Source organism: Alteromonas sp. RW2A1 (assembly GCF_001886475.1).
In the GTDB taxonomy this organism is placed as follows: domain Bacteria; phylum Pseudomonadota; class Gammaproteobacteria; order Enterobacterales; family Alteromonadaceae; genus Alteromonas; species Alteromonas hispanica.
In genome coordinates, this window is record NZ_CP018031.1 from 2892077 (window position 1) to 2915901 (window position 23825).

The 23825-nt window shown below is 44.5% G+C and carries 26 protein-coding genes; 12 read left to right on the plus strand and 14 right to left on the minus strand.

Going from position 1 to position 23825, the window contains the following annotated elements; genetic code table 11:
- Positions 1 to 24 precede the first annotated feature (24 nt).
- The 6 genes from BM528_RS12930 to BM528_RS12955 all read right to left on the minus strand — a co-directional run bounded on the left by BM528_RS12930 (position 25) and on the right by BM528_RS12955 (position 5537).
- Positions 25 to 1191: an IscS subfamily cysteine desulfurase gene (locus tag BM528_RS12930; protein WP_071980164.1), complete on the minus strand. Its 1167-nt coding sequence runs from the start codon at positions 1189 to 1191 to the stop codon at positions 25 to 27.
- Positions 1192 to 1207: 16 nt separating this feature from the next.
- Positions 1208 to 1693: a Fe-S cluster assembly transcriptional regulator IscR gene (iscR, locus tag BM528_RS12935; protein ID WP_071980165.1), complete on the minus strand. Its 486-nt coding sequence runs from the start codon at positions 1691 to 1693 to the stop codon at positions 1208 to 1210.
- 445 nt (positions 1694 to 2138) lie between these two features.
- Positions 2139 to 2813 (minus strand): hypothetical protein, encoded by a 675-nt coding sequence (locus BM528_RS12940; RefSeq protein ID WP_071980166.1) that lies wholly within the window; start codon positions 2811 to 2813, stop codon positions 2139 to 2141.
- A 70-nt stretch (positions 2814 to 2883) separates the two neighbouring features.
- Positions 2884 to 3120, minus strand: a complete 237-nt coding sequence (locus BM528_RS12945; protein ID WP_071980167.1) for a hypothetical protein — start codon at positions 3118 to 3120, stop codon at positions 2884 to 2886.
- Between the two features lie 15 nt (positions 3121 to 3135).
- Positions 3136 to 4047, minus strand: coding sequence for an alpha/beta fold hydrolase (locus tag BM528_RS12950; protein ID WP_071980168.1), 912 nt, complete (start codon positions 4045 to 4047; stop codon positions 3136 to 3138).
- Complete coding sequence (locus BM528_RS12955) at positions 4044 to 5537, minus strand: flavin-containing monooxygenase (RefSeq protein WP_071980169.1); 1494 nt, start codon at positions 5535 to 5537, stop codon at positions 4044 to 4046. Before BM528_RS12955 ends, BM528_RS12950 begins: the two co-directional genes overlap by 4 nt.
- Positions 5538 to 5602: 65 nt before the next feature.
- On the opposite strand from BM528_RS12955, the gene BM528_RS12960 reads away from it, so the two are divergent.
- Positions 5603 to 6283, plus strand: coding sequence for a TetR/AcrR family transcriptional regulator (locus BM528_RS12960; RefSeq protein ID WP_071980170.1), 681 nt, complete (start codon positions 5603 to 5605; stop codon positions 6281 to 6283).
- A gap of 37 nt (positions 6284 to 6320) precedes the next feature.
- On the opposite strand, the gene cysE is transcribed toward BM528_RS12960, so the two are convergent.
- The gene (gene cysE, locus BM528_RS12965; protein ID WP_071980171.1) at positions 6321 to 7145 is read right to left on the minus strand and encodes a serine O-acetyltransferase; all 825 of its coding nucleotides are present in this window, start codon (positions 7143 to 7145) and stop codon (positions 6321 to 6323) included.
- Between the two features lie 54 nt (positions 7146 to 7199).
- Positions 7200 to 7997 (minus strand): tRNA (cytosine(32)/uridine(32)-2'-O)-methyltransferase TrmJ, encoded by a 798-nt coding sequence (gene trmJ / locus BM528_RS12970; protein ID WP_071980172.1) that lies wholly within the window; start codon positions 7995 to 7997, stop codon positions 7200 to 7202.
- 361 nt (positions 7998 to 8358) lie between these two features.
- Between trmJ and suhB the strand changes: the two genes are divergently transcribed.
- Complete coding sequence (suhB, locus tag BM528_RS12975; RefSeq protein WP_071981311.1) at positions 8359 to 9135, plus strand: inositol-1-monophosphatase; 777 nt, start codon at positions 8359 to 8361, stop codon at positions 9133 to 9135.
- 376 nt (positions 9136 to 9511) lie between these two features.
- Here suhB and secF read toward each other — a convergent pair whose 3' ends face one another.
- The 6 genes from secF to BM528_RS13010 all read right to left on the minus strand — a co-directional run bounded on the left by secF (position 9512) and on the right by BM528_RS13010 (position 15830).
- On the minus strand, positions 9512 to 10450 hold the full coding sequence (gene secF, locus BM528_RS12985) for a protein translocase subunit SecF (RefSeq protein ID WP_071980174.1): 939 nt from the start codon (positions 10448 to 10450) through the stop codon (positions 9512 to 9514).
- Between the two features lie 10 nt (positions 10451 to 10460).
- On the minus strand, positions 10461 to 12305 hold the full coding sequence (gene secD / locus BM528_RS12990; protein WP_071980175.1) for a protein translocase subunit SecD: 1845 nt from the start codon (positions 12303 to 12305) through the stop codon (positions 10461 to 10463).
- Positions 12306 to 12360: 55 nt separating this feature from the next.
- Positions 12361 to 12699, minus strand: a complete 339-nt coding sequence (gene yajC / locus BM528_RS12995; protein WP_071980176.1) for a preprotein translocase subunit YajC — start codon at positions 12697 to 12699, stop codon at positions 12361 to 12363.
- A 51-nt stretch (positions 12700 to 12750) separates the two neighbouring features.
- On the minus strand, positions 12751 to 13863 hold the full coding sequence (tgt, locus tag BM528_RS13000; protein WP_071980177.1) for a tRNA guanosine(34) transglycosylase Tgt: 1113 nt from the start codon (positions 13861 to 13863) through the stop codon (positions 12751 to 12753).
- A 285-nt stretch (positions 13864 to 14148) separates the two neighbouring features.
- The gene (gene queA / locus BM528_RS13005) at positions 14149 to 15198 is read right to left on the minus strand and encodes a tRNA preQ1(34) S-adenosylmethionine ribosyltransferase-isomerase QueA (protein WP_071980178.1); all 1050 of its coding nucleotides are present in this window, start codon (positions 15196 to 15198) and stop codon (positions 14149 to 14151) included.
- 359 nt (positions 15199 to 15557) lie between these two features.
- Entirely contained in the window at positions 15558 to 15830 is a 273-nt protein-coding gene (locus BM528_RS13010) for a DUF6471 domain-containing protein (protein WP_269529595.1), read from the minus strand.
- Between the two features lie 256 nt (positions 15831 to 16086).
- On the opposite strand from BM528_RS13010, the gene BM528_RS13015 reads away from it, so the two are divergent.
- The 10 genes from BM528_RS13015 (at position 16087) to BM528_RS13060 (ending at position 23813) form a co-directional block, all read left to right on the plus strand.
- Positions 16087 to 16476 (plus strand): DUF2170 family protein, encoded by a 390-nt coding sequence (locus BM528_RS13015; protein ID WP_071980179.1) that lies wholly within the window; start codon positions 16087 to 16089, stop codon positions 16474 to 16476.
- Between the two features lie 23 nt (positions 16477 to 16499).
- Entirely contained in the window at positions 16500 to 17180 is a 681-nt protein-coding gene (locus BM528_RS13020) for a PspA/IM30 family protein (protein ID WP_071980180.1), read from the plus strand.
- Between the two features lie 200 nt (positions 17181 to 17380).
- Complete coding sequence (locus BM528_RS13025; RefSeq protein ID WP_198033559.1) at positions 17381 to 18436, plus strand: potassium channel protein; 1056 nt, start codon at positions 17381 to 17383, stop codon at positions 18434 to 18436.
- Between the two features lie 10 nt (positions 18437 to 18446).
- The gene (locus BM528_RS13030) at positions 18447 to 19091 is read left to right on the plus strand and encodes a YjfK family protein (protein WP_071980181.1); all 645 of its coding nucleotides are present in this window, start codon (positions 18447 to 18449) and stop codon (positions 19089 to 19091) included.
- Positions 19092 to 19104: 13 nt separating this feature from the next.
- Positions 19105 to 19521, plus strand: a complete 417-nt coding sequence (locus BM528_RS13035) for a DUF350 domain-containing protein (RefSeq protein WP_071981314.1) — start codon at positions 19105 to 19107, stop codon at positions 19519 to 19521.
- 109 nt (positions 19522 to 19630) lie between these two features.
- On the plus strand, positions 19631 to 20245 hold the full coding sequence (locus tag BM528_RS13040; RefSeq protein ID WP_269529785.1) for a DUF1190 family protein: 615 nt from the start codon (positions 19631 to 19633) through the stop codon (positions 20243 to 20245).
- 1 nt (position 20246) lies between these two features.
- Positions 20247 to 21413, plus strand: coding sequence for a glutathionylspermidine synthase family protein (locus tag BM528_RS13045; protein WP_071980182.1), 1167 nt, complete (start codon positions 20247 to 20249; stop codon positions 21411 to 21413).
- 124 nt (positions 21414 to 21537) lie between these two features.
- Complete coding sequence (locus tag BM528_RS13050) at positions 21538 to 22080, plus strand: rhomboid family intramembrane serine protease (RefSeq protein ID WP_071980183.1); 543 nt, start codon at positions 21538 to 21540, stop codon at positions 22078 to 22080.
- Between the two features lie 44 nt (positions 22081 to 22124).
- Entirely contained in the window at positions 22125 to 22826 is a 702-nt protein-coding gene (locus BM528_RS13055) for a VC0807 family protein (protein WP_071980184.1), read from the plus strand.
- A gap of 255 nt (positions 22827 to 23081) precedes the next feature.
- Positions 23082 to 23813, plus strand: coding sequence for an ABC transporter ATP-binding protein (locus tag BM528_RS13060; protein WP_071980185.1), 732 nt, complete (start codon positions 23082 to 23084; stop codon positions 23811 to 23813).
- The last annotated feature ends 12 nt before the right edge of the window (positions 23814 to 23825 follow it).

A 23825-nucleotide genomic window follows, 5' to 3' on the forward strand; every position in this document is an offset into this window, starting at 1 on the left:
TTGCGCTACTTGCTTTAAAAAATCTTAAGCTAACGCCACTTGCCGCAATCGGTTTGTTACATCTGTTACTTTGTTTATTACGTAATCGATGTCATCTTGGGTCGTAAATCGTCCCACACTAAATCGAATTCCTGCATGGGCCAGTTCGTCACTTCGTCCCAATGCTTTGAGCACATAGGAAGGCTCTAAACTTGCCGATGTACATGCAGAGCCAGATGACACTGCAATATCATTTAGCCCCATCATCAAACTTTCGCCATCTACATCAGCAAAGCTGACATTTAAAATACCCGCTATGCGCTTTTCTTCATGGCCGTTTAGGTATACGCCCTCTATCTTGCTTAGCCCATTCCACAATGCGATACGAAGCGCTTCAATACGCTCGCTTTCAGCTTCCATGTCTCGACTAGCTAATTCGAGTGCTTCGCCCATACCCACAATTTGGTGCGTCGCCAGCGTGCCCGAACGCATGCCGCGCTCATGACCACCGCCATGAATCTGTGCTTCTAGGTTAATCTTAGGTCGGCGGCGCACATAAAGCGCTCCCATGCCCTTCGGCCCGTAGAACTTGTGTGCCGACATAGACAATAAATCAATAGGCAACGCAGCTAAGTCGATGGTCATCTTGCCCACGCTTTGGGCACCGTCGACATGAAAGAGAACATCTTTCTCACGACACACCTTGCCGATACTTTCAATATCCTGAATAACACCCAGTTCATTGTTCACATGCATCACAGAGACTAATATCGTGTCTTCTCTGAGCGCACTTTCCAATTCTGCTAAGTCTATTAAACCGTCTTGTTGTACCGGCAAGTAAGTAATATCAAACCCTTGCTGCTGAAGATAAGCACAGGTATCTAGCACGGCTTTATGCTCAGTATTTACCGTAATAATGTGCTTACCTTTTACCTTGTATCCTTCAGCTACGCCTTTAATCGCTAAATTATTCGACTCGGTAGCACCAGAGGTAAATACAATCTCTCTTGGGTCGCAATTCAGCGCATCGCTTAACTGGTTACGGGCGATATCAACAGCTTCTTCAGCCATCCACCCAAAACGATAGCTTCTTGACGCAGGATTACCAAAGTTACCATCTAACGTTAGGCACTTTGCCATTGCGTCGGCTACGCGCGGGTCGACGGGGGTTGTCGCTGCGTAATCTAAATAAATAGGGGGGGATAATGCCATATTTATAAATGCCTATTTAAAGTCTAATGCTGACTTCAATGTCATTAGCTATATTGCGAAGAGAACTGTTACTGTCTTGGCGACCGGCAACCTCTCGTACATCATGCTTTTCCATTAACTCACCAAGGGTGATGGAATGTAGGAAGCTAGAAATACGATCGCTTAAATCTTGCCATAAACTGTGTGTTAAGCAGCGATCGCCGCCTTGGCAGTCTGCTTGACCTTGACATCGTGTAGCGTCAATCGATTCGTCAACCGCAGATATCACTTCACCTATGGCAATCTCATTAGCGCTGCGACCCAGTAAATAGCCGCCGCCAGGACCACGTACGCTTTCTACCAACTGCTCTTTGCGCAGTCGAGAAAACAGCTGCTCCAAGTAGGAAAGTGATATTTCTTGTCTTTCTGATATATCGGCAAGGGGAACGGGGCCACGCTTGGAATGTAATGCAACGTCTAGCATTGCGGTTACCGCATAGCGACCTTTAGAGGTAAGTTTCATTATTGTCTCCCGCCTTTATCTGTATGGCGGAATTTTCACATACCTGACTAAAATGGTCAAGTATAAGACCTAGTAAATTAGTCAGGTATTATAGTAATTTCAATTTAGAGCGGGAATGCTCTGTTTCTAATTGAGTGGAAAAAAAGTAACTAATATTTTCTGTAATTATCAATAAGTAAGGCCAAATGAAAAATTAAGCTGTAAAGCGTACTAGACGGTTGCCATTTTTAGAGGAAATTATGCTTTCAGAAAGGTAGTAATGTGTGCAGTCAAACCGATATCAACCAGTGCAGGCCATGACAGCTGAACACTATGACACAGTGGAATAGAGTCTTAAGTTAGGTCAGGTTCGGCATAACATAAATCATAATGGCCCTCTCTAAGGCTAAGAGAGGGCTAAGCTAGTTCTAGACTGAATCGTGTTCAGATTTTACTCTTTTAAGTTTTACTTTCGCTTAAGACACTTTCTCAAGCCGAATAGGGCAAGCGATATCACCATTAAACCGAACGTTTGTGGAGCAGGAACTCGACCGACAAGTGATACGTTATCAAAGCCTGCATTGTTCCCAGGGCCTTGACCACTTGCCGTGAGAACTAGTTCGTAGGTATTATTTGCATCTAAATACGTATTATTCAGGTCAAATATCACGAGTTTGCCTCTTTCCCACGTACCGCTGCCATTAAAAATATTGTCAACGGTAGTCGATACCAATATATCTCCAAGTGCGTTTTGAATCGATACGGAGTAGTCTAGATCTCTTGACGCGTTGGCTCCCTGGTAGTTTCCTGCGTTATTGAAAATAAAGGCATCTAGACTGAAAAAGTCGAGAAGAATTCCTTCGTTCAACGTGTTAATCGCAATAAAAACACTCCAGGCCCCTTCATTGTGAAGGTTTCTGTCTACGCCAACTTTATTACTGGAATCTGCAGTTGAAAACAGTGGCCAGTCAGCAGAAATATCGCCAGGGGACAAGACACCTTCCGTCGTCCAGTTAATATTCGTCAGTGTTTCATCAACAACTGTTGAACCTTGAAAGTCAGTCGAGAAAATAAGGTCCGCGTTCGCGTTGAAGCTTAACGCACTGACAATAGATACCAACCCAATAAGTGTTCTTTTCATAATTAGCCTTTGTACTACATTACTATTAGACACAAAATTAAGCAAAAATTATTCCAACAACAAAAAGGCTCTACAATTCAGTCGTTAAGAGTTTAAGTAAATTTAATCTTATATGTTGTGTAAAAATGTCTGACAATTTCTCTCGTACTATAAAACCTACCGTAATCATAAGCATAAGGTTGACAGGCGCATCAAATTTTATTTTCTTTAGCCAATTAAAATCGGTTTCACTAACTTGCTTAAAATCGCCGCTTGGCGCTACACCAGCATTGCTTATCAGCATCACAACAGTACCTTGAAGTTTCATGCTATTGGCCCTTATTTAAGCTCTCTTGTTTAATTGAATGTGCGCTAAGATACTATCGGCTATACGATGGCCCTGTATCGTGTCTATTTGGTGACGTAAGCCACGCAAGACTTGGTGCTTTGCACCTGCAATAGCCTTCGCTGTTGCAACACCGCCACTGGGGTGCACCATCCGGTCCACATCACCATGAATAACCAATGTGGGAGCAGCCACTTTGTTCAGTAATTGGGTACGATCGCCAGACTTCATAATCGCGCCTATTTGTCGAAACATAGCTTTTGAATCGCTCTTTGAGCCGTTTCGTTGCCAAGCCAGTTTTGCATACTGCTGCCATTGACTTATTGCGCCCTCTGCCGTGCTATCGCCAATGTGTGTCATCATGGCGTGGTAATTTTTAATTGCCTCATGTTCGCTTCTGGGGGCCTTTGCTCTCGCCATTCGCCATAACGTTGAGTAAGAAGGTTGGCCTACCCTTCTGCTGCCGGTTGTCGAAAATATGGAGGTCATTGACTCAACAACGTCTGGGTACATACTTGTGAGTGTTTGCGCAATCATTCCCCCCATCGACATACCTACTATATGAGCCCTTTTAACATGGAGCCCGGCTAAAAGTTGTGCAGTATCTTCTGCCATGCGCTCTAGCCCGTATGCTCCTTTTGGCGCTTTCCCACGCAATTGTTGCAGTACACTAGGGTGCGGAGTAGTGCTTCTTACAGAACGACCCGCATCGCGGTTATCAAAGCAAATTACACGAAAATCGCTTGCTACCAGCCGCTCTATCAATGCGCTGGGCCAATAAACTAATTGAAGCCCAAGCCCCGCAATAAGCAAAACGGTGCCATTTTTATCTTGCCCGTGTTCGGCATAACAAAACGTATCTCCGTTTTGTAGTGTAATAAACTGTTCTTTGTGCTGCGCTAAGCTCATTGTGCTTGTCTCAGCGTGCGTTCTAACTCAATGCTTGTCTCAAACTTTAACGCCGGGTCGTCTACCCTACCTTTACGAAAAATCTTTACATCTTCAGCATAATTCCACGACATAGACCAAGGGAAACGGACACCTTGGCGCGGTAGTTTGTCTATTGAACGTTGGATATATCCGGCGCCAAAATTAAGCAACGGTTGTGTTTCCATATTCGGGTCTGCAATAGGTGTGCATTGCAGATAATCGTGCTGTTTCATATGATTTAATAGTCGTGTGAAGTGCTCGCACAATAGCCCTATTTTGAGGGTCCACGATGATGATGTATATCCCACGGCGATAGCAAAGTTTGGCACTCCGCTTAGCAACATTCCTTTGTAGGTAACGCATTGAGGAAGCGAAACCACTTTTCCATCTATTTTTGGAATTAGGCCACCTAGGGGAAGCAAATTAAGACCCGTTGCAGTGATAATCACATCTGCATCGATATGGTCGCCAGATTCAAGCTGAATACCTGTGTGGGTGAAATTGCTGATGTTGTCGGTGACAACCGACGCCGCACCCTCTGATATCGCATTAAAAAGGTCGCCGCCAGGCACTGCACAAAGCCTTTGCTCCCATGGGTTGTAGGGTGGATTAAAATGCTTATCAACAGGATATCCTTCTGGAAGCATTTTCACGTTTAAATTGCGTATAATTTTTCGAGCTCGATTGGGAAAGCGCTGACAAAACGCGTACACCCAACGCTGCTTTGCTATATTAAAGCGTCGAGCAGCCTTAAAAGCTAAATCATCACCAAATAGAAGCCTCAAATACTTTGCGACAGGATCTTGAGTTGGAACGGGTAAGATATACGAAGGTGTTCTCTGTAACATAGTCACATGAGCAGCACTTTTCGCCAGCGACGGCACTAACGTAACAGCAGTGGCACCGCTGCCAATTACAACCACACGCTTACCTTCATAATCCAGATCTTCAGGCCAATGCTGAGGATGTATAATGTCGCCCGAAAAATTCGACTGCCCCCTAAATTCAGGCGCATACCCCTTGTCATATCGATAGTAACCTGACGCATTAAATACCCATCGAGCGGCTACCTGCTCGGTATGCCCCGTTTCTTCTGAACGCAGCGTTACCAGCCAATACTGCTTATTACTGTGCCAATCTAAGTCCACAACGCGCGTTAAAAAAGGTATGTTTTCTCTGATGCCATTTTCGTCGGCGGTTTGCTCAACGTAAGCTTTTATTGAGCTTCCATCGGCAATTGCCTTTTTCTCTTTCCACGGCTTGAAGTCGTACCCAAAAGTGAACAAGTCTGAGTCAGAACGAATACCAGGGTACTTAAACAAGTCCCAGGTTCCACCAAGGTCTGCACGAGCTTCTATGATGGAGTAAGTCAAATCCGGACACTTATTTTGCACGTGGTAAGCGCAACCGATACCTGAAATACCGGCTCCGACAATCAATACATCTAAAATTGGCACTGTGTTTTGCATGCTCGCCTCAAGAAGTGATAACAAACGTTATCACTTTAATGTATGTTGTTGTAACGAGGTCGTCAATGCATAATATGTCAGCTATGAAAAATACATCTATCTCTTGTGAAGCAGCCACAGAACGCACATATTCTGGCATTTCAATGTCCGAACGCATTGCGCTGCGCCGACAGCGTTTTATCGAAGCGGGGATTTCACTTTTTGGTACTGTCGGTTTTCAGTCAACCACTATGCGCATGTTGACCGCACAGACCGAGTTAACAAACCGCTACTTTTACGAGTCCTTCACTAACTTAGAAGATTTATTGGTAGCCTGTTATGAAAAGCTTATGGATGATTTCCGTCTTCGACTAGAGGAAGAGCTTGAAAGAGCAAGCAAGTACAGCGAGCCATCGCAGCGTATACGCCCGGGCCTGAATTGTTTTTTTACATCTATGGCAGATCCAAAGTTTGCCAGAATAACTCATGCTGAAGTATTAGGGGTGAGTGAGCGCGTAGATAGACTTTATAGTCGTTGCTCCGCCGACTTTGCCGCATTAATGATGTCTTACTTAACCTCACCTGTGTCCGACAAAAAGCAGCTTTCAGACACTCAAATGCAGTTTATTGGCGCGGCGCTAACAGGCAGTTTAATCAACAGTGCAATGGTATGGGTAAACAGCCAATACGAAGCCAGCATTGACGATGTTATCGATGCATCACTGGCTATTTTTATTGGCACTGTAAACCAACTGCGGTTAGCTTAGTTTATTGAGTCGGTGTTAAAAAGATTAAGAGCACGCCCTAGATTGCAGGGTCAAAAGACGCATGCTCACCATCTTTCGTTTTCGATTCTGAAAACTCTATTCCTGTATCAGCAAAATCCTCCGCGCTAATGTTATGAAGATTTTCTGTGCACACATCGCCACCTAGAGATTGAATAACCTTACACATCTCTTCTACTTTTGTGTCCATTTGATGCATATGCTCGAGCATAATACCCATGGCATTTGCAACAGGGTCAGGATTATCTTGCGCTACAGCATAGGCATCGAAACCGTATTTTTGCGCAATTTTATCTCGCTGAGGGTTCATTGAGGCGCTGGCATCTTTTTGCTTGGAAACAATTATCCGCCCTGGAATACCCACCGCGGTTGCGCCATCGGGAATATCTTTTACTACCACAGAGTTAGAACCCACTTTGCCGTTTTCGCCAATAGTGATTGGTCCAAGAACCTTTGCACCGGCCCCCACTACTGCACCGTTTTTGAGGGTTGGGTGGCGCTTTCCGGCTTTCCAGCTTGTCCCCCCAAGCGTTACTCCGTGATAAAGCGTAACATCGTCACCAATTTCTGCTGTTTCACCAATAACCACACCCATGCCATGGTCGATAAAAACGCGACGACCGAGCGTGGCGCCCGGATGTATTTCAATACCCGTAAGCCAACGACTAAATGTAGACAGCGTTCGAGCTAGCCATTTCCACTGTGCATTCCATAGTTTATGACTAATTCTATGCAGCCACACTGCATGTAAACCGGGGTAATTAGTTAATACCTCGAACGTATTGCGAGCTGCGGGGTCGCGATGAAATACGCCTTGAATGTCGTCTTTTATTCGGCTGAACATGCTTTACTCTTTGCTTTTCTGACTGATTGCTTTTCTGGCTAATTGCTTTTCTGGCTAATTATCATCTTGACTTATCGTTTTAGCAGCAGCGTCGTCTGCTAATGCTTGTGAGGGCTCACGATTAGGATCTTGTTCACTTGTTTGAACCGACTTTTCAATGGACGCTAAAATTCCGCGCAAAATGTTAAGCTCTTGAGACTCAGGACGTGAGCGATTAAACAAACGACGTAACTTGGTCATAACCACACCAGGGTGGCTTTTGCGTATGAAAGAGGTTTTCTCCAACGTAGATTCTAAATGCACGTAAAAACGCTCTAAGTCTTCGTTCAAAGGGTACTCTTCTTGAAATTCTGGAAAAGTTTCTCTATTCAAATAAGCCATGCGGATTTCATAACACAGAGTTTGCACCGCTGCGGCTAAGTTCAGCGAGCTGTACTCTGGATTAGCCGGAATACACATGTGAAAATGACACTGCTGCAACTCTTCGTTAGTTAACCCGCTGTTTTCACGGCCAAAAACTAATGCTACAGGATACTTACTCACCTCCTGAATCAACTTTTCACCACAGTCACGCGGGCCTAACATAGGCCATGAATGCGTGCGAGAGCGTGCAGAGGTACCTACAACTAAACCACAATCTTTCACAGCTTCTTCTAACGTGCCTACTATTTTCGCGTTAGCCAGCACATCACCGGCACCTGCAGCTAGCGCGCTTGCTTGGCCATCGGGCTCATTAACAGGGTCAACCAAATACAGACTACTTAACCCCATGGTTTTCATAGCGCGTGCCGTGGAGCCTATGTTTCCTGTGTGTGAAGTGTTGACCAAAATGATGCGAATATTCTCAAGCATGCTTACGATACCTACGTACTGACTAAATGTGATTAACGCTCTTTACGCTACACTTATTTTGCTTTTGTTAGGCTTAGAAGCTTTTCATGATAAAAGACCAATTGCACACACGGTTATGCGCACAGTTGTTATTACAAAAGCAAGGAACGTAGGAACGTCGTTATTGCCGTGAAGTGTAGCATAGCGGCGGTATAGATGGCGATGTTTGGACAAGGCGAAAAGGTTTAAGATCAAGTCAGCTGAGGCAAATTCATTTGCATCATATGCCTATTCTGTTAAACTCCGCGCGTTTTCGAAAATGATGAGCTATTTTTTATACAGTTCTTCATTTCATTGGTCTTTTACAATTGGTGGTTTATCTATGCATCCTATGCTGAATATTGCAGTGCGTGCTGCGCGTGCAGCTGGAACAGTTATTGTTCGTGGTTTTGAGAAACATAATGAAATTGCAACTGAGTCAAAAGGTCTTAACGACTTTGTTACTCAAGTTGATAAAGACGCAGAGCAAGCAGTTATCTATAAGATTCAGCAGTCATTCCCAGATCATTGCTTTTTAGGGGAAGAGTCAGGGGAAATATTGGGGTCAGATACAGATTATCAGTGGATAATCGACCCGCTAGATGGTACCGCCAATTTCGTGAAAGGCATTCCCCACTTTGCTGTTTCTATCGCGCTTCTTCATAAGGGCCGTCTAGAGCAAGCTGTTGTATTCGATCCTATCCGAAGTGAATTATTTACTGCAAGCCGCGGTCAAGGCGCTCAGCTAAACGGTTACCGAATTCGTGCATCTAAGCCTCGCGATTTAAGCGAAACCATCATTGCTACAGGCTTGCCGTTTAAAAACAAATCACAGTTTGGCGAATATGCCCTTAGCCTCAATAAAATTTTCCATGAAGTGGGTGACTTGCGTCGTGCAGGCAGTGCCGCACTTGACCTTGCATACGTTGCTGCTGGCCGTCACGACGGTTATTACGAGCGCGGTGTTAAATCTTGGGATATCGCTGCGGGCGAGCTTATCGTTCGTGAAGCAGGCGGTTTGGTTACCGACTTCAAAGGCGGAAACGACCCACTGCACAAGGGCGAAATCGTTGCTGGAAGCGGAAAGGTAGTTCAAGGTCTGGTTAAGCATCTTAAGTAAACCTTACTTATTATCTGTGTCTTACTTGTGAATCAATTAAGACAAAAACGCAACAAATATCGAGTAGGGTGAGGCTTGCGCCTCATCCCTCTCACAGAACCGTACGTACGGGCCTCGTATACGGCTCCTGCATACTTCATATCACTTGCTAACGCCCTTGCCATTCGGATTATCTTCCCCTCAGTCAGGGTGATTCAGGTTTCTTTCAACCTGACGGGTTTGCCAGCTTCGCTGGGCAAACAAAAAAAGGTCGCTGTGAAAACAGCGACCTTTTGTTTTTATTCTTGATAACCGTAGCCAGAAAAATTCTTCAATCTATCAGGCTACGCTGTCTTTCTCTGGTAATTGGACCAACTTTCATTTAAGCCAAACCGTTTTACAGCGGCTCTTGGTCAGCACCCTCTTTCTCCACCTGCGGTGGCATTAAGTCTTCTTTGCTAATACCCAGTGCTAAAGCAACAGAGCTTGCAATGTAAACCGATGAGTAAGTACCTACTACCACACCAAATAATAGTGCCGTAGCAAAACCGTGAATTAAGGCGCCACCTTTATAGAACAAAGCAACCAACACTAAAACTGTGGTTAGTGAGGTAATTATTGTTCGGTTTAAGGTTTGGGTGAGTGAGATATTGATAATATCAATGGGCTCGCCCTTACGAATTTTGCGGAAGTTTTCACGAATACGGTCAGACACAACAATAGTATCGTTGAGTGAGTAACCGATAACCGCAAGTACCGCAGCAAGTACCGTCAAATCAAACTCAATTTGCAGTACTGAAAACAAGCCTAACGTTAAAATAACATCGTGGGCTAATGCAGACACTGAGCCCAGCGCGAAGCGCCATTCGAAGCGCATTGCTACGTAAACCAATATACAGATAAGCGCCACTAGCATAGCTAACCCGCCCTGCTCTGTTAACTCTTCACCAACATTTGGGCCAACAAATTCGATACGACGCATTTCAACTGCCGTACCGTCTGCTCTCAATGCGTCTATAACTTGGTTACCAATAGTGACCGCTTTCACACCTTCGCGAGGCGCAATGCGAATTAGCACGTCTTGGCTGCTACCAAAGTTTTGTACAATCGCATCTTCAAAGTCGGCGTTATTTAGCTGAACGCGAATAGATTCTAAATTCGCACTGTCTTCATAACCCACTTCAATAAGCGTACCGCCGGTGAAATCTAGGCCCCAATTTAAGCTGTTAACGCCTAATGAAACGATAGAGCCTAAAATAAGTAGAGTTGATAGCACCATCGCAGGAATGCGAAGGCGCATGAAATTAACGGTTTCGGATAGTTTTAATAATTGCATGTTACGCTCCTTAAATCGCCAATTTCTCTAGACGTTTTCCACCATACACAGCGTTAACAATAACGCGCGTAACTAAAATAGCGGTAAACATAGAAGTGGCAATACCAATCATAAGCGTAATAGAGAACCCTTTAATTGGACCTGTACCCACTGCGAACAAAATAAGCCCCGCAATGAAGGTAGTAATGTTGGCATCTAAAATAGTCGAAAATGCACTGTCGTACCCGTGGTGTATAGCTTGCTGCGGGCTGCGACCGTCTCGCAGTTCCTCTCGGATTCGCTCGAATATAAGCACGTTAGCATCTACCGCCATACCAACGGTAAGTACAATACCAGCCATACCAGGCAGGGTTAATGTTGCTCCTGGGATCATAGACATAATGCCCACAATCATGACCAAGTTAGTCACCAGCGCAACGTTAGCCACAATACCGAAGGCTTTGTAATACACCAGCATAAAGGCAAGTACTGCTAGCAAACCATAAACAATGGCCTGTGTGCCAAGTTCAATGTTTTCTTTACCTAAGCTTGGGCCCACTGTGCGTTCTTCAACAATTTGAATAGGCGCGATAAGTGCACCAGCACGAAGAAGTAACGCAAGGTCGCGGGCTTCTTTTGGCGAGTCTAAACCTGTAATTTGGAACTTACTGCCAAGCTGAGCGCGGATGGTGGCAACAGAGATAACTTGTTCTTCTTTTTCAAAGATAAGCTTGTCTTCTTTATTGCGCTCGCCCGTGGCTTTATATTCAATGAAAACAGTTGCCATTGGCTTACCGATGTTGCCGCGAGTAGAGCGCGACATTTTGTTTCCGCCTTCAGAATCTAGCGAGATGTTTACATTGGGTAGGCCGTATTCGTCTACACCGCTGTTTGCATCAATAATGTGGCTACCAGTAAGCATGATGCGCTTTTCTAATAGCTGCGGTACGCCCTGTTGGTCTTCAATAATTTGAGAGCCCGGAGGCACGCGACCGTTTAATGCATCGCGAACATCGTTTTTCTGATCCAACATACGAAACTCAAGCGTTGCCGTAGCGTTCAAAATCTCTTTTGCACGCGCTGTATCTTGAATACCTGGTAATTGAACCACAATACGATCGGCACCCTGCTTTTGAACAAGCGGCTCGGCCACTCCTAATTGGTTTACACGGTTACGGATAATTGTGATGTTTTGCTTCACTGCATTATCACGAATTTCTTGCAGCTTGCTTTCAGCAAACGTTGCGCGCAACGTCAATTCACCAACTTCATCAAACGTAAGGTCACGGCTTTGATTACGGAGGAAAAACTTCGCTTTATCTAACGCATCTTCATCGCGAAAGGTAATGTCGATATGGTTGCCCACTTGTTTTACACCGCGGTAGCGAATCTCTTCACCACGAAGTGATGTTCTAAATCCGCTTTCTGCATCTTCAAGGGATTTAGTGATTACCTCTGACATATCAACTTCCATGAGGAAGTGAACGCCACCACGAAGATCTAGACCTAACTTCATCGGCGTGCCTCCCAGACTTTCAAGCCATTCTGGCGTGTCTGGGGCGAGGTTCATTGCAACAAAATAATCGTCACCAAGGAGGCGCTCTAGCGTTTCACGAGCAATAAGCTGTGTATCTGAATCGGAAACCCGAACTAGAATTTGGTCATTTTCGAATTCGATGCGTTTTGGCGTTATCGACTTTTCAGCCAACGCAGTTTTAACTTGCTCAACCATTGATTGAGTAACAACAGCGTCGCGGCCTGCGGAAATTTGAACGGCGTGGTCTTCGCCGTAAATATTGGGAAGAGCGTAAAGTGCACACATTGCAACCACAATAAGCGCACTTAACACTTTCCATATTGAATTTTTGTTTAGCACTGGATAATCCTTTCGTGCCAACGCCAAGCAACAACTTGGCGCCGACGTTTGTTACTTACAGCGACTTCATTGTGCCTTTTGGCAATACAGCAGTCACTGAAGATTTCTGTACAACGATGTTGCTTGCTTCGTTAAGCGCTACTTCAATAAAGTCTTTATCGTCGGCTACCTTAGTAATTTTTCCTACTAGGCCACCTTGCGTAAGCACTTCGTCGCCTTTACTTAGTGAAGCTACTAAGTTTTTGTGCTCTTTTACGCGCTTAGCTTGTGGGCGATAAAGAAGAAAGTAAAAAATTAAACCGAAAACGGCCAACATAATTAGCATTTCCATGCCACCGCCTTGAGATGCACCACCAGCAGATTGCGCGTATGCGTTTGAGATAAATAGACTCATAAAATTCCCCGAGTATTGTTGTTATTTAAATATTTTCTTTGTTTTTCAACATTAAAGCGCCGGTACCGGCAACCCTTTCTGTTCATAGAAGGTGTGAACGAATTCATCCATTGTGCCTGCTTCAATAGCATCGCGCATGCCTTGCATAACACGCTGGTAATGACGCAAATTGTGAATAGTGTTTAGTCGCGCACCTAATATCTCGTTACACTTATCTAAGTGATGTAAATAAGAGCGAGAATAATTTTTACAAGTGTAACAGTCACAATTTTCGTCTAATGGTGATGTATCATTGCGATGTTTAGCGTTGCGGATCTTAATAACGCCCTCGCTCACGAACAAATGTCCGTTACGTGCATTTCGCGTTGGCATAACGCAGTCGAACATATCGATACCGCGGCGTACTGCTTCCACCAAATCTTCAGGTTTACCCACACCCATAAGGTAACGAGGCTTATCTTCAGGTATTTTTGGTGCTGTATGGTCGATAATGCGGATCATGTCTTCTTTTGGCTCACCTACTGATAAACCGCCGATGGCATATCCGTCGAAGCCGATTGCCTCAAGCCCGGCAAGCGAAACATCACGAAGACCTTCATACATACCGCCTTGGATAATGCCAAATAAAGCAGCAGGGTTGTCGCCGTGAGCATCTTTACTGCGCTTCGCCCAGCGCAACGACATTTCCATAGATACACGAGCTTCTTGCTCGGTTGCAGGATAAGGCGTACATTCATCAAAAATCATGACGATGTCTGAACCAAGGTCTGCCTGAACTTCCATAGACTTTTCTGGCGTAAGCAATATTTTTTCACCGTTGATTGGCGAACGGAACGTAACGCCTTCTTCGGTAATTTTGCGCAGATCGCCTAAGCTGAATACCTGAAAACCGCCAGAGTCGGTAAGAATGGGTCTGTCCCAATTCATAAAATCATGCAGGTCGCCGTGTTGACGGATAATACCGGTACCAGGGCGTAACATCAGGTGAAAAGTATTTCCCAAACATATGTGCGCGCCGCTTTCTTCTAACTCTTCTGGCGTCATGCCTTTTACAGTACCGTAAGTACCTACTGGCATAAATGCGGGAGTTTCAACAACACCACGCTCAAATTTAAGACGACCGCGTCTGGCGCGACCGTCAGTTTTTACTAACTCAAATTGCATGTAAGAACTTTCCCGTCTTAGCTCACATTTTTTTATTTCTTGCTATTTTTGCTTTTAGCAACAACAAAAAATGCGCTTGGTAAAAACCTGCGCCCGATATAAAAGCTTTAATATCTACACTTACTACCGCTTAATAATATTGAAGCTTGTTATAGCTCGACGCTTATTACAGACCGAGCGCTGGACAATAAAAATGATTGCGCGAGATTATACCAGCAATTTGTATGAGATCATGCCTTGTATCTATATTTCTACTGAAGTGAACGAATAAGAAGGAACTTTTCGCTATTCGCCTTTTTCTATAAACATAGAATCACCGTAGCTAAAGAACCTGTATTCCTTCTCAATAGCCTCTTGATAGGCTTTCATAACATGGTCTTTGGTGGCAAAGGCACTGATAAGCATCATGAGCGTAGATTCTGGCAAGTGGAAGTTGGTAAACATGGCGTCAACCACCTTAAACTCAAAGCCAGGATATATAAAAATTTCGGTGTCGTCGTAGAAAGGCCCGATAACGTCACCTTCTTTGCGCTCGGTGCTGAATTTTGCCGCAGACTCTAGTGAACGTACCGACGTTGTGCCTACCGCAATAACCCTTTTACCGGCGGCTTTTGTTTGTAGCACTGCATCTACAACTTCCTGAGGCACCTCTGCATACTCTGCGTGCATTTTGTGTTCTGTTATGTCGTCCACACGCACGGGTTGGAAAGTACCTGCACCTACATGCAAAGTAACAAACACCAAATTAACGCCCTTTTCTTTCAGTGCATTCAGTATTTCGTCGTCGAAGTGAAGACCCGCTGTTGGCGCTGCAACAGCACCCGGCTTCTTGTTGTACACCGTTTGATAGCGCTCTTTATCTGAGCTTTCATCGGGCCTGTCTATGTAAGGTGGTAGCGGCATGTGACCGTGAGCTTCGAGTAACTCAAGCACAGTTTCATCATGGTCGAATTGCAGAATAAACAGCGCATCATCTCGACCTGTAACCGTCACGTTTACTTTATCTTCTAGCACCAGCTTAGTACCAGGCTTAGGCGCTTTACTCGCTCTTACATGAGCAAGGGCACAATTGTTACCTGTAATGCGCTCAATCAGTACCTCTACCTGTCCACCCGTTTCTTTTTTGCCCAGCAAGCGCGCTGGAATGACACGAGTATTATTGAAAACCAACAGATCACCGGGTTCAACAAGATCAATCATGTCGGCAAACATTGAGTGCGCCACATCTCCCGTTTTACCGTCTAGGCGCAGAAGCCTACTTGCAGCTCGTTGTTCAGTAGGATATTTTGCTATTAGTTTTTCGGGAAGTTCAAAGCTAAAATCAGAAAGTTTCATAACGTTACGGCGTACTCTGTTAGAATTTAAAAATGTATAAGATTGGATAATTCATTATAAAATCACATACCTAACAACATTGCTCAAAAATTAGCACAATCAATCTTAATCGGTTAAGATGCTTGTTAGATAGTGATGACGTTCTCCCTGACAATTCTTTATCTTTTTTATTCCCTTTTGATACCCAGCATTGCTGGGTATTTTTTTATCTACTGTCTTTATCTACTGTCTTTATCTACTGCGAAATCTGCCGCGTGATCTACCGAGAGAGCTACTCACGTTCTCAACAAGCGTGCTCTTAAGCTTATAGTGTTAGTTCATTGCTTTGCTGCATAGTTTACCTAACTTACGCGCTAAGGTCAGTAAGCATTAAGGTCAGTCAGGATCTCTTCTAAAACCGAGGCATCTATTGGCCTAGCTTTTAACACTAAAAGTATTTGAAGCAGTAAATCTGCTCCCATTATTCCCTTATTCACTTTATTCCTTAAATTATCAGCGCTTTGCTCTATACCAATGGCAGCAAGACGCTGGCTCAAATCTTGATACTTCACACCGCGTACTGACATTTCTGATTTAACAACCCGTGCCACGGTTTGTCTCCACGCATTTTTTGCACTCAGTTCACTCTCCAAAACCACCTCCACCACTAAACCACACCACTAGACTGCACCCACTTGTGAATCATTATTTACAAAAACACACTTTTTTACACTTATGAAGTGTTTTTGTTATTGACGATTATGGCACAAAGGATCTACACTTCAAGTCAAGATGTTGGCGTATGTGAAAAATACTGGTTACAGTAGCAATTGCTAAAGGCGTATTAACCTGGCAACTGACATTGATTCACATATGACATTATCGCTTCAATCATTTAAGGAGAACACTATGAGTTGGGAACTGGAAAGCATCGAAACCTTATTAAAAGAGGTAGATGACTTTGTGGTAACACGAGAAGAGAACTGCTTACTCATTGCAAATCAAGACGGCATAGACGCTTGGCTAGCAATAAGCGGTGAACAAATAATAGTAGAAAGCCTATTATTTTCCGCCTCTGAAGTTAAAGACAAAGCCGCTCTTGACCATGAAATTCTGTCATCTCATATGGTGTTTCCACTCACCACGGTAGGTATTTCTACAATAGGTGGAGATGAATACTACACCGCTTTTGGCGCATTAAGTGCGCAGTCAAAAAGCGAAAGTATCATTATTGAAGTTGAAACCTTGTTTCAGAATGTCGCATCGTTTTTAGATGCTTACGAAATTCACCTTAACTAAAATTTTCTTTTAAGGAGAAGCATATGTCAGTGTGGAAAAAATTAATTACCGCTGTGAAAGGTGGCGCTACCGAAGCCGCTCAGTCTGTTGCCGATAGCCAGGCTATTCGAATTTTGGAGCAAGAAATTAGAGAAGCAAAAGAGGAATTACGCAAGTCTGATCACGCTCGCACGCAAATTCTTGCTAAGTGTAAGCTTTCGCAACAAAAGGTCGAGAGCTTCAATGCATCTATTGCTGAATACGAAGCACACGCGCGAAAAGCGGTGGATAGCGATCGTCAGTTAGCGCTAGATTGTGCACAAAAAGTATCAGAGTTGAGTGAAGAGCGAGCGCAAGAGCAATCTTACTTAGATCAGTTCAAACAGTCGGAGAAACAACTGGCGCACAATATTCAACAAGCAAAAGCGAATCTTCGTCGCTTAGAGCAGCAGGTTGATATGGTGAAAGCGACAGAAAGCGTGCAAAAGGCTCAAGTGGCAGTGTCATCTAGACACATGGGCGCGAACAGCAAAATGAAGACAGCGACGGAATCTTTGTCTCGCATTCAGGACAAACAGAAACTGCGCAATGCCGAACTTCAGGCCGCAGAAGAGCTGGCAAGCGAAGAGTCTAGCAGCGACCTTGAAAAGCGTCTTGCCGAAGCTGGCATTAAAGGCGGCAAAACGTCTGCCGACGATGAGCTTGCTAGAATTTTAGGTAAGTAGTAATAACAAATCAAAGGGGAGCTTAGCAGCTCCCCTTTTTTGCTAGTAAAAAGCACTTAGTGGGCGTGACTCTTAACACACGCCTTGTCTAGACGGCACAAAGACCGCTGCGACAATCTAAAGCAACGTTCAACATCCCCTAGACAAATCAAAGGCTTCAGGGCACAGTAGCAGCACGCATAACAGGGGTTGTTTCGTTTATGTCTCCATGGATAAAACTGCGCAAAATCATGCTGCAATATTTTGCAGAATCTCGCTGGTACACCATATTAGGTGCTACAGCATTTTACGCCGTCAGCAGCTATTGGCTGCTGTATGCTGCAAATGAAAACGAACTCATCGGCAATGTCGATTTTCTTTACTGGCTAGCCGTTACTGCCTCAACCGTAGGTTATGGCGATCTTTCGCCCGTAACCTCAGCGGGTAAACTAATTGTCGCCATTTACGTTATTCCACTAGGCTTGAGTATTTTTGCCATGGTAATTGGCAGAATGGCTGCCTGGGTGTCTGAACAATGGAGAAAAGGATTATTGGGTATGACTAACTTAGCTGTAGAAAATCATATATTGGTCATTGGCTGGAACCAGCAGCGCACCATGCTATTGCTTAACTTACTGCTTCAAGAACGCGACGCCATGGTGCCGCGGCCAGACATTGTGCTTTGCGTTAAAGCTGATATTAGCAACCCTATGCCAGGCATAGTGGAGTTCGTCAAAGTTGACTCCTTCAATAAAGACGAAGACATGGACCGAGCCTGCGTTGCATCAGCCGCCACGATTTTGATTGATAACCCGCAAGATGATGTAACCATGACCACGGCGCTGTACTGCTCTAGACGTAACCCAGACGCCCATCAAGTAGCTTACTTCGAAGACGAAAGCTTAGTGGGCTTATTACAAGATCATTGTCCGAAGGTTGAGTGCACGCCAAGCGTAGCGGTAGAAATGTTAGCAAAAGCAGCTTTTGACCCTGGCTCGAGTATGCTGCATCACGACTTATTAAGTGTTGATGAGGGTCAAGCTCAGTTCTCAGTAAAAATACCGGCCTCAAGCCCAACCATTTCGGTGGCAAAGCTGTTCATTAATTTAAAGCGCAAACACGACGCAATATTTATTGGCTATGCCCCAGGTGGGCAGGTAAAAGATATGGTGGTCAACCCTCCCCTTGATGAAAAACTCAACCCGGGAGACACCTTGTTTTATATTGCAGTTAGCCGCATTAATGCCATTGACTGGTTAACATTAGACGCAGATTAAGAGGCTTGCTATGTTCGGTAAACTATTTAAAAAAACACAACCCGAAGCGCCCAAAACACCAGAAGTCATGGGCTTGTATTTAGGCGGTTCGTTTGAACTCGACAACCTGAAAATGACTCTGTTAGAACCGTCGCTAACCATTGAAAGCGCCGCGCGCTCTCATCTCATACAGGCCGTTGGCGAGGCGCCTCTTGATACTGGCGGTACCATTTTACGATTTTACACCGACGACGATGCTTTTTTGCAGGTGATCCTCGACGGTGGCATGAGTGAAAATCACATTACTGATGTGAAATTATGGCACTTTTACGACACTCAAACTATTGGTAGCGATGCGCAGTGGAACAAATGCCTATTGGATATTATTAGTCAGCCTACCTATGAAATTGACGGCACTGTTTTTACAAGGGTGTGGGGAGCAATTGGCGACGAGTCGCCGCCCGTTGCCGTAACAGAGACCACCTATGAAGAAGATGGTGACATTAGTAAAACAGACCAGTTTATGATGCTTTACGAGCGCCCAATAGATAACGATCGCGTTGAGACACTGCTTGTTGTGGGTGAGGAAAAACAAGTGGGTAATAATTTAGACAGATGCTTGGTTATTTCAACCGGCATTGACATTGAACCAGCAGATTTAACGATTAACGGATAGGAACAGAATTATGATGGATACAATCATGCAATCGCTCGCGGGCTTAGACAATTTCGCATTGTACTTTGGCCTTTCTATTGTGTTCTTGTTTATTTTTAAACTTGTTTACGCATTAGTTACTCCTCACGACGAATGGAAGTTGGTAAAAGAAGAGAAAAATACCGCAGCTGCGATAGGTTATGGCGGCGCGATTATCGGTTTTGCGATTGCGCTAGGTAGCGCTGCTTCTAACTCCGTTGCGGTAGTAGATTTTGCCATATGGGCCATAGTGGCCGTTATTGCTCAGTCGTTGGCATTTGGTATTTTGCGTTTTAGTTTTATGCCCAAAATTGCTGAGCGCATTAACAACAACGAGGTGTCGGCAGGCATCATGCTAGCCAGTATGTCTATTGCTGTAGGCCTACTCAATGCGGCATGCATGACCTACTAAGGGGGCAGCAATGACAGACTCAATCGAAAAAAAATTTACACAACGCAGTAATGTGATTAAGGCCGACAGTCAAATCACGTCGGCTCAGCCTTCTGAAAACCCTAAGCCCGTGGCCACAACAAAGCGAAGTAAACACATAAACTTAAATCGCATGCGTAAGGCGTTTAGTGTGAAGCCACTTACCCTAGGTGTGGCCAGTGTTTTACTTTCTGCATGCGGTGCCGAGCGTGAAGAAGCAAAAATTTATACTTCCATAGACGATTGTAAGCAGGATTATCCAGACGCACTTGAAAAGTGTGAAGCTGCATATCAAACAGCCGTTGATGAGGCCATGCGCACCAGCCCACGATTCAACTCAGAATACGATTGTGAGTATGAATTCGGGCCCAACCAGTGCAGAAGTGTAAACACCAATAGCGGCAGTTTTTTTATGCCTTTTATGGCTGGTTATATGGTGAGTTCGCTACTTTCACCTAATCGGTATTACTCACAGCCACTTTATACCTCATCCTCCTATAACTCCCCTTTTCGCTCTCGCTGGATAACGGCAGACGGTTACGTGTTCGACGGTGATATTCGCAAACGCAACTATCGAGTAAGAAAAGAAACCCTTAAACCCAAGCCAACTGTGAACCGCACAATGAAAAGAGGCGGCTTTGGAAGTAGCGTACGCGCTAAATCATCGTGGGGCAGTAGCAGCCGCAAAGGCGGATGGGGCGGCTAGCATGTTTAGAATGCCATGCCAGCCAAGGAAGGGCTGGCAGCAGCTTGCTTCTGAGTTTGGCTTTAATTTCCACACCATGTACGGTGAGCCCTACTGGGATGAAAGCGCCTACTATCAATTTTCTATTGAGCAAATTGAAAAAGGCATAGAAGATCCTACAGCCGAACTTCACCAAATGTGCTTGGCTGTTGTAGAGGAAGTGGTAAATAGCGAAACCCTACTCCAACGCTTTGCTATTCCTCAACAACACTGGGATCTGGTTCGCTCTAGCTGGTTTAATGCCGATCCTAGCTTATATTCTCGCTTAGATTTAGTTTACAACGGTTCTGGCCCGGCCAAACTACTGGAAAATAACGCCGACACCCCTACCAGTTTGTATGAATCGGGCTTTTGGCAATGGCTGTGGCTTGAACAAAACGTGAATAGCGGGAAGCTGCCAAGGCATGCTGATCAGTTTAACAGCCTACAAGAGAAGCTAGTTCACCGATTCCGTGAAATTACCAAGCATTATAACATCCAGCAAATGCATATGGCTTGCTGCCAAGATACAGACGAAGATCGCGGCACTGTACAATATTTACAAGATTGCGCCGCTGAAGCTGGGTTGCTGACAGACTTTGTTTTTATTGAAGATATTGGCATTGCTGACACCGGCGTATTTACCGACCTAAACGACTCTCCTATTACCGACTGTTTTAAACTTTATCCTTGGGAATTCATGTTGCGAGAGGAATTTGGTGACGCATTAAGCGACGCCGACGTAAATTGGTTAGAGCCACCGTGGAAATCGGTTCTCTCGAACAAAGCTCTTTTGCCCATGCTGTGGAAAATGTTCGAAGGTCATCCTAACTTACTGCCTGCCTACTTTGGCGATGAAGCCCATAAATCCACCGCTCAGGGTAAATGGATTAAAAAGCCTCTTTACTCACGAGAAGGCGCAAATGTTTCTATTATCCAAGACGGTAAAGAGAGCGAGCTTAGCAGTGGCCCCTACGGCGAAGAGGGGTTTATTATTCAAGCCTTTGAACCCTTGCCAACTTTTGGGGAAAACTATACGTTGATTGGCAGCTGGTTGGTGGACGACATGCCCGCGGGTATTTCAGTAAGAGAAGATACATCGTCGATTACCCAAGACTTATCTCGCTATTTGCCGCACATTATTTTATAGCGTTGTCACCCTTTTAGCATCATAGCTTGGGTATTGCTTACCTAACTCTAGATTCATTAAGCAAGCAAGACACGCTAAAAATTGTAAAAAGGTACGTGGCAACGATAAATAAAAAGGATTCACTATGAAGTCTCTGTCTATTCAGATTCGTATTATTCTCACACTAGGTGCGATGTTAATTCTTATTGAAGTAGCAAACCTTCTTACGGGCAATTCACTCAATGCATTTGGTGTTGTTCCCCGTTCACTTGGGCACTTGCCTTTTATTTTTACAGCGCCGTTTCTGCACGGCACGCCCACACATTTAATGGCCAACCTTTTACCCCTTATGCTGTTTATGTGGCTTACTATGCAATGGGGTAAACGCACCTTTATTATTGCTACCCTTTGCGCGCTGCTTATAGGCGGGTTAGGCGTGTGGGTGTTTGGCAGAAGTGCAACTCATATAGGCGCTAGCGGCATGGTATATGGGTATTTCGGCTTTTTAGTATTGGCAGGGTTTCGCAGTAATAAAATTAGATACTTGTTAATTTCTCTTGTGGTAGCGGCTCTTTACGGTGGAATGTTGGTAGGCGTGTTGCCTACTTCAAAATTTATTTCTTTTGAATATCATTTATTTGGCTTTCTAGGCGGGTTATTTGCCGCATGGCACTGGGCACGCAAATAAGTTTCCGTATAATCAAAGCATGAAATTAGACGTTATAGATTAATATGTCAGCAGTACAACAACCTTCACAAAAAAATCAGGGGTTCTTTGGCAACCTAGCCTTCAACATTATTATCCCTGTCGTACTGATGAGCTACGCAAGCTCTGAAGATTATTTAGGACCGGCATGGAGTATTGTTGCCGCGCTGAGCTTTCCTATTGGATATGGACTTTACGATTTAAAGCAGTCGGGTAAGGTAAACGGCTTTTCGATATTAGGGATAATCAGTGTATTGCTTACCGGTGGTTTCAGCCTTTTAAAACTTCCAGCAGAATACATCGCCATAAAAGAAGCAGCGATACCTGCAGTAATAGGCATTGCGGTATTAGTAACGCAATACAGTGAAAAACCGCTGGTAAAGATGCTTATTCTTAACGACCAAATAATAAATTGGCCGCACTTGAACGAGGTGCTTGATGCCAAAGGCAAGCAGGTTGAATTTAATAAAAAAGTGGCAGTAAGTTCCTACATTGTTGCCAGCTCTTTCTTTTTGTCTTCGGCGCTTAACTATATTCTCGCAAAAATGATTTTGGTTAGCGAACCTGGCACTACAGCCTACACGGAAGAGCTAGGTAGAATGACTGCACTTAGTTACCCAGTTATTGTGATTCCCAGCATGGTGTTGTTAATTGCAGCCTTGTGGTATCTGTTTGCACAGATAAAAAAAGTTACCGGTGAAGAATTAGATAACTTTATTAATCAGTAACGATTAATCAGTAGGGCGGGCACCCTATCTTTAAAACAAGCCATGGTATTTCTTTTGCCGTGGTTTGAATGTTACTTCTCCCCCTCATCTCAAGTCACCTCTTTAAAAGCGAATAAGCATTGCACCATAAGTACCATCTAAGCGTATAAGCTTTCGAAATGAGGCGGGCTGAAAAGCGCTGCACCAGTGCTTTGCCTCTATGCTTTTTTATTAAATATCGTTTGACCTCAAATGCACGGGCGGCGCATTCTCCATATGCTAAAAATTGAAAAATTATCTAAAACCTACGATACCGTTAGCCCCCCTATTCTTTCTGCGCTAGATCTGGTTGTTGAAAGTGGGCAATCTGTGAGCATTCAGGGGGCGTCTGGCTGCGGTAAATCTACGCTGCTTTCGCTTATTGCCGGCTTTGATAATCCAACCTATGGCAGCATTGCTATCAACGATTACTGTTTACGGCCTGTAAAAGCCCCTGCCCATGAAATTGATAATAACAAAAGCGCGTCGCAACAAAGTAAATACGTAGACGAATTTCGAAAAAACGAGCTGGGAATTGTATTTCAAAGTTACAACTTATTTGATTGCTTCAATGCGTGGGACAATATTGCGTTTACCGCAAGACTAAAAGGAAACTATAACAAGCACTATCAGACTGAACTTATGCAGCAATTAAATATACTGCAGCTTGCTAAAAAGCCTATCTCGCAGCTCTCCGGCGGCGAGCAGCAACGCTGCGCTATTGCAAGAGCGTTAGTGCACAAACCTTCACTGGTACTGGCGGACGAGCCTACTGGTAACTTAGATGAGGCCACCAGCCAAGCGGTTTCAGATATACTTTTCGACGTGTGCCGTAAAATGAATACCACTTTGCTGGTAGTAACTCATAGCGCTGATGTTGCTCTAAAAGCTGACAATCCACTTTGGCTGCACGCTGGCAAGCTGTATACAGACAAAGCATTAACAACGCCATGGAGCCATAGTCCATAGTCAATAGCCCAT

What these genes read in the sequence shown, in the direction of transcription:
- BM528_RS13045 (WP_071980182.1), top strand. Translation starts at nt 20,247, where the DNA reads ATGTTTAGAATGCCATGCCAGCCAAGGAAGGGCTGGCAGCAGCTTGCT.
- iscR (WP_071980165.1), bottom strand. Translation starts at nt 1,693, where the DNA reads ATGAAACTTACCTCTAAAGGTCGCTATGCGGTAACCGCAATGCTAGAC.
- BM528_RS13020 (WP_071980180.1), top strand. Translation starts at nt 16,500, where the DNA reads ATGTCAGTGTGGAAAAAATTAATTACCGCTGTGAAAGGTGGCGCTACC.
- BM528_RS12955 (WP_071980169.1), bottom strand. Translation starts at nt 5,537, where the DNA reads ATGCAAAACACAGTGCCAATTTTAGATGTATTGATTGTCGGAGCCGGT.
- trmJ (WP_071980172.1), bottom strand. Translation starts at nt 7,997, where the DNA reads ATGCTTGAGAATATTCGCATCATTTTGGTCAACACTTCACACACAGGA.
- BM528_RS13025 (WP_198033559.1), top strand. Translation starts at nt 17,381, where the DNA reads ATGTCTCCATGGATAAAACTGCGCAAAATCATGCTGCAATATTTTGCA.
- tgt (WP_071980177.1), bottom strand. Translation starts at nt 13,863, where the DNA reads ATGCAATTTGAGTTAGTAAAAACTGACGGTCGCGCCAGACGCGGTCGT.
- yajC (WP_071980176.1), bottom strand. Translation starts at nt 12,699, where the DNA reads ATGAGTCTATTTATCTCAAACGCATACGCGCAATCTGCTGGTGGTGCA.
- BM528_RS12945 (WP_071980167.1), bottom strand. Translation starts at nt 3,120, where the DNA reads ATGAAACTTCAAGGTACTGTTGTGATGCTGATAAGCAATGCTGGTGTA.
- BM528_RS13035 (WP_071981314.1), top strand. Translation starts at nt 19,105, where the DNA reads ATGGATACAATCATGCAATCGCTCGCGGGCTTAGACAATTTCGCATTG.
- queA (WP_071980178.1), bottom strand. Translation starts at nt 15,198, where the DNA reads ATGAAACTTTCTGATTTTAGCTTTGAACTTCCCGAAAAACTAATAGCA.
- suhB (WP_071981311.1), top strand. Translation starts at nt 8,359, where the DNA reads ATGCATCCTATGCTGAATATTGCAGTGCGTGCTGCGCGTGCAGCTGGA.
- BM528_RS13060 (WP_071980185.1), top strand. Translation starts at nt 23,082, where the DNA reads ATGCTAAAAATTGAAAAATTATCTAAAACCTACGATACCGTTAGCCCC.
- BM528_RS12940 (WP_071980166.1), bottom strand. Translation starts at nt 2,813, where the DNA reads ATGAAAAGAACACTTATTGGGTTGGTATCTATTGTCAGTGCGTTAAGC.
- BM528_RS13015 (WP_071980179.1), top strand. Translation starts at nt 16,087, where the DNA reads ATGAGTTGGGAACTGGAAAGCATCGAAACCTTATTAAAAGAGGTAGAT.
- BM528_RS12950 (WP_071980168.1), bottom strand. Translation starts at nt 4,047, where the DNA reads ATGAGCTTAGCGCAGCACAAAGAACAGTTTATTACACTACAAAACGGA.
- BM528_RS13030 (WP_071980181.1), top strand. Translation starts at nt 18,447, where the DNA reads ATGTTCGGTAAACTATTTAAAAAAACACAACCCGAAGCGCCCAAAACA.
- BM528_RS12930 (WP_071980164.1), bottom strand. Translation starts at nt 1,191, where the DNA reads ATGGCATTATCCCCCCCTATTTATTTAGATTACGCAGCGACAACCCCC.
- cysE (WP_071980171.1), bottom strand. Translation starts at nt 7,145, where the DNA reads ATGTTCAGCCGAATAAAAGACGACATTCAAGGCGTATTTCATCGCGAC.
- BM528_RS13050 (WP_071980183.1), top strand. Translation starts at nt 21,538, where the DNA reads ATGAAGTCTCTGTCTATTCAGATTCGTATTATTCTCACACTAGGTGCG.
- BM528_RS13055 (WP_071980184.1), top strand. Translation starts at nt 22,125, where the DNA reads ATGTCAGCAGTACAACAACCTTCACAAAAAAATCAGGGGTTCTTTGGC.
- secF (WP_071980174.1), bottom strand. Translation starts at nt 10,450, where the DNA reads ATGCAATTATTAAAACTATCCGAAACCGTTAATTTCATGCGCCTTCGC.
- BM528_RS12960 (WP_071980170.1), top strand. Translation starts at nt 5,603, where the DNA reads ATGCATAATATGTCAGCTATGAAAAATACATCTATCTCTTGTGAAGCA.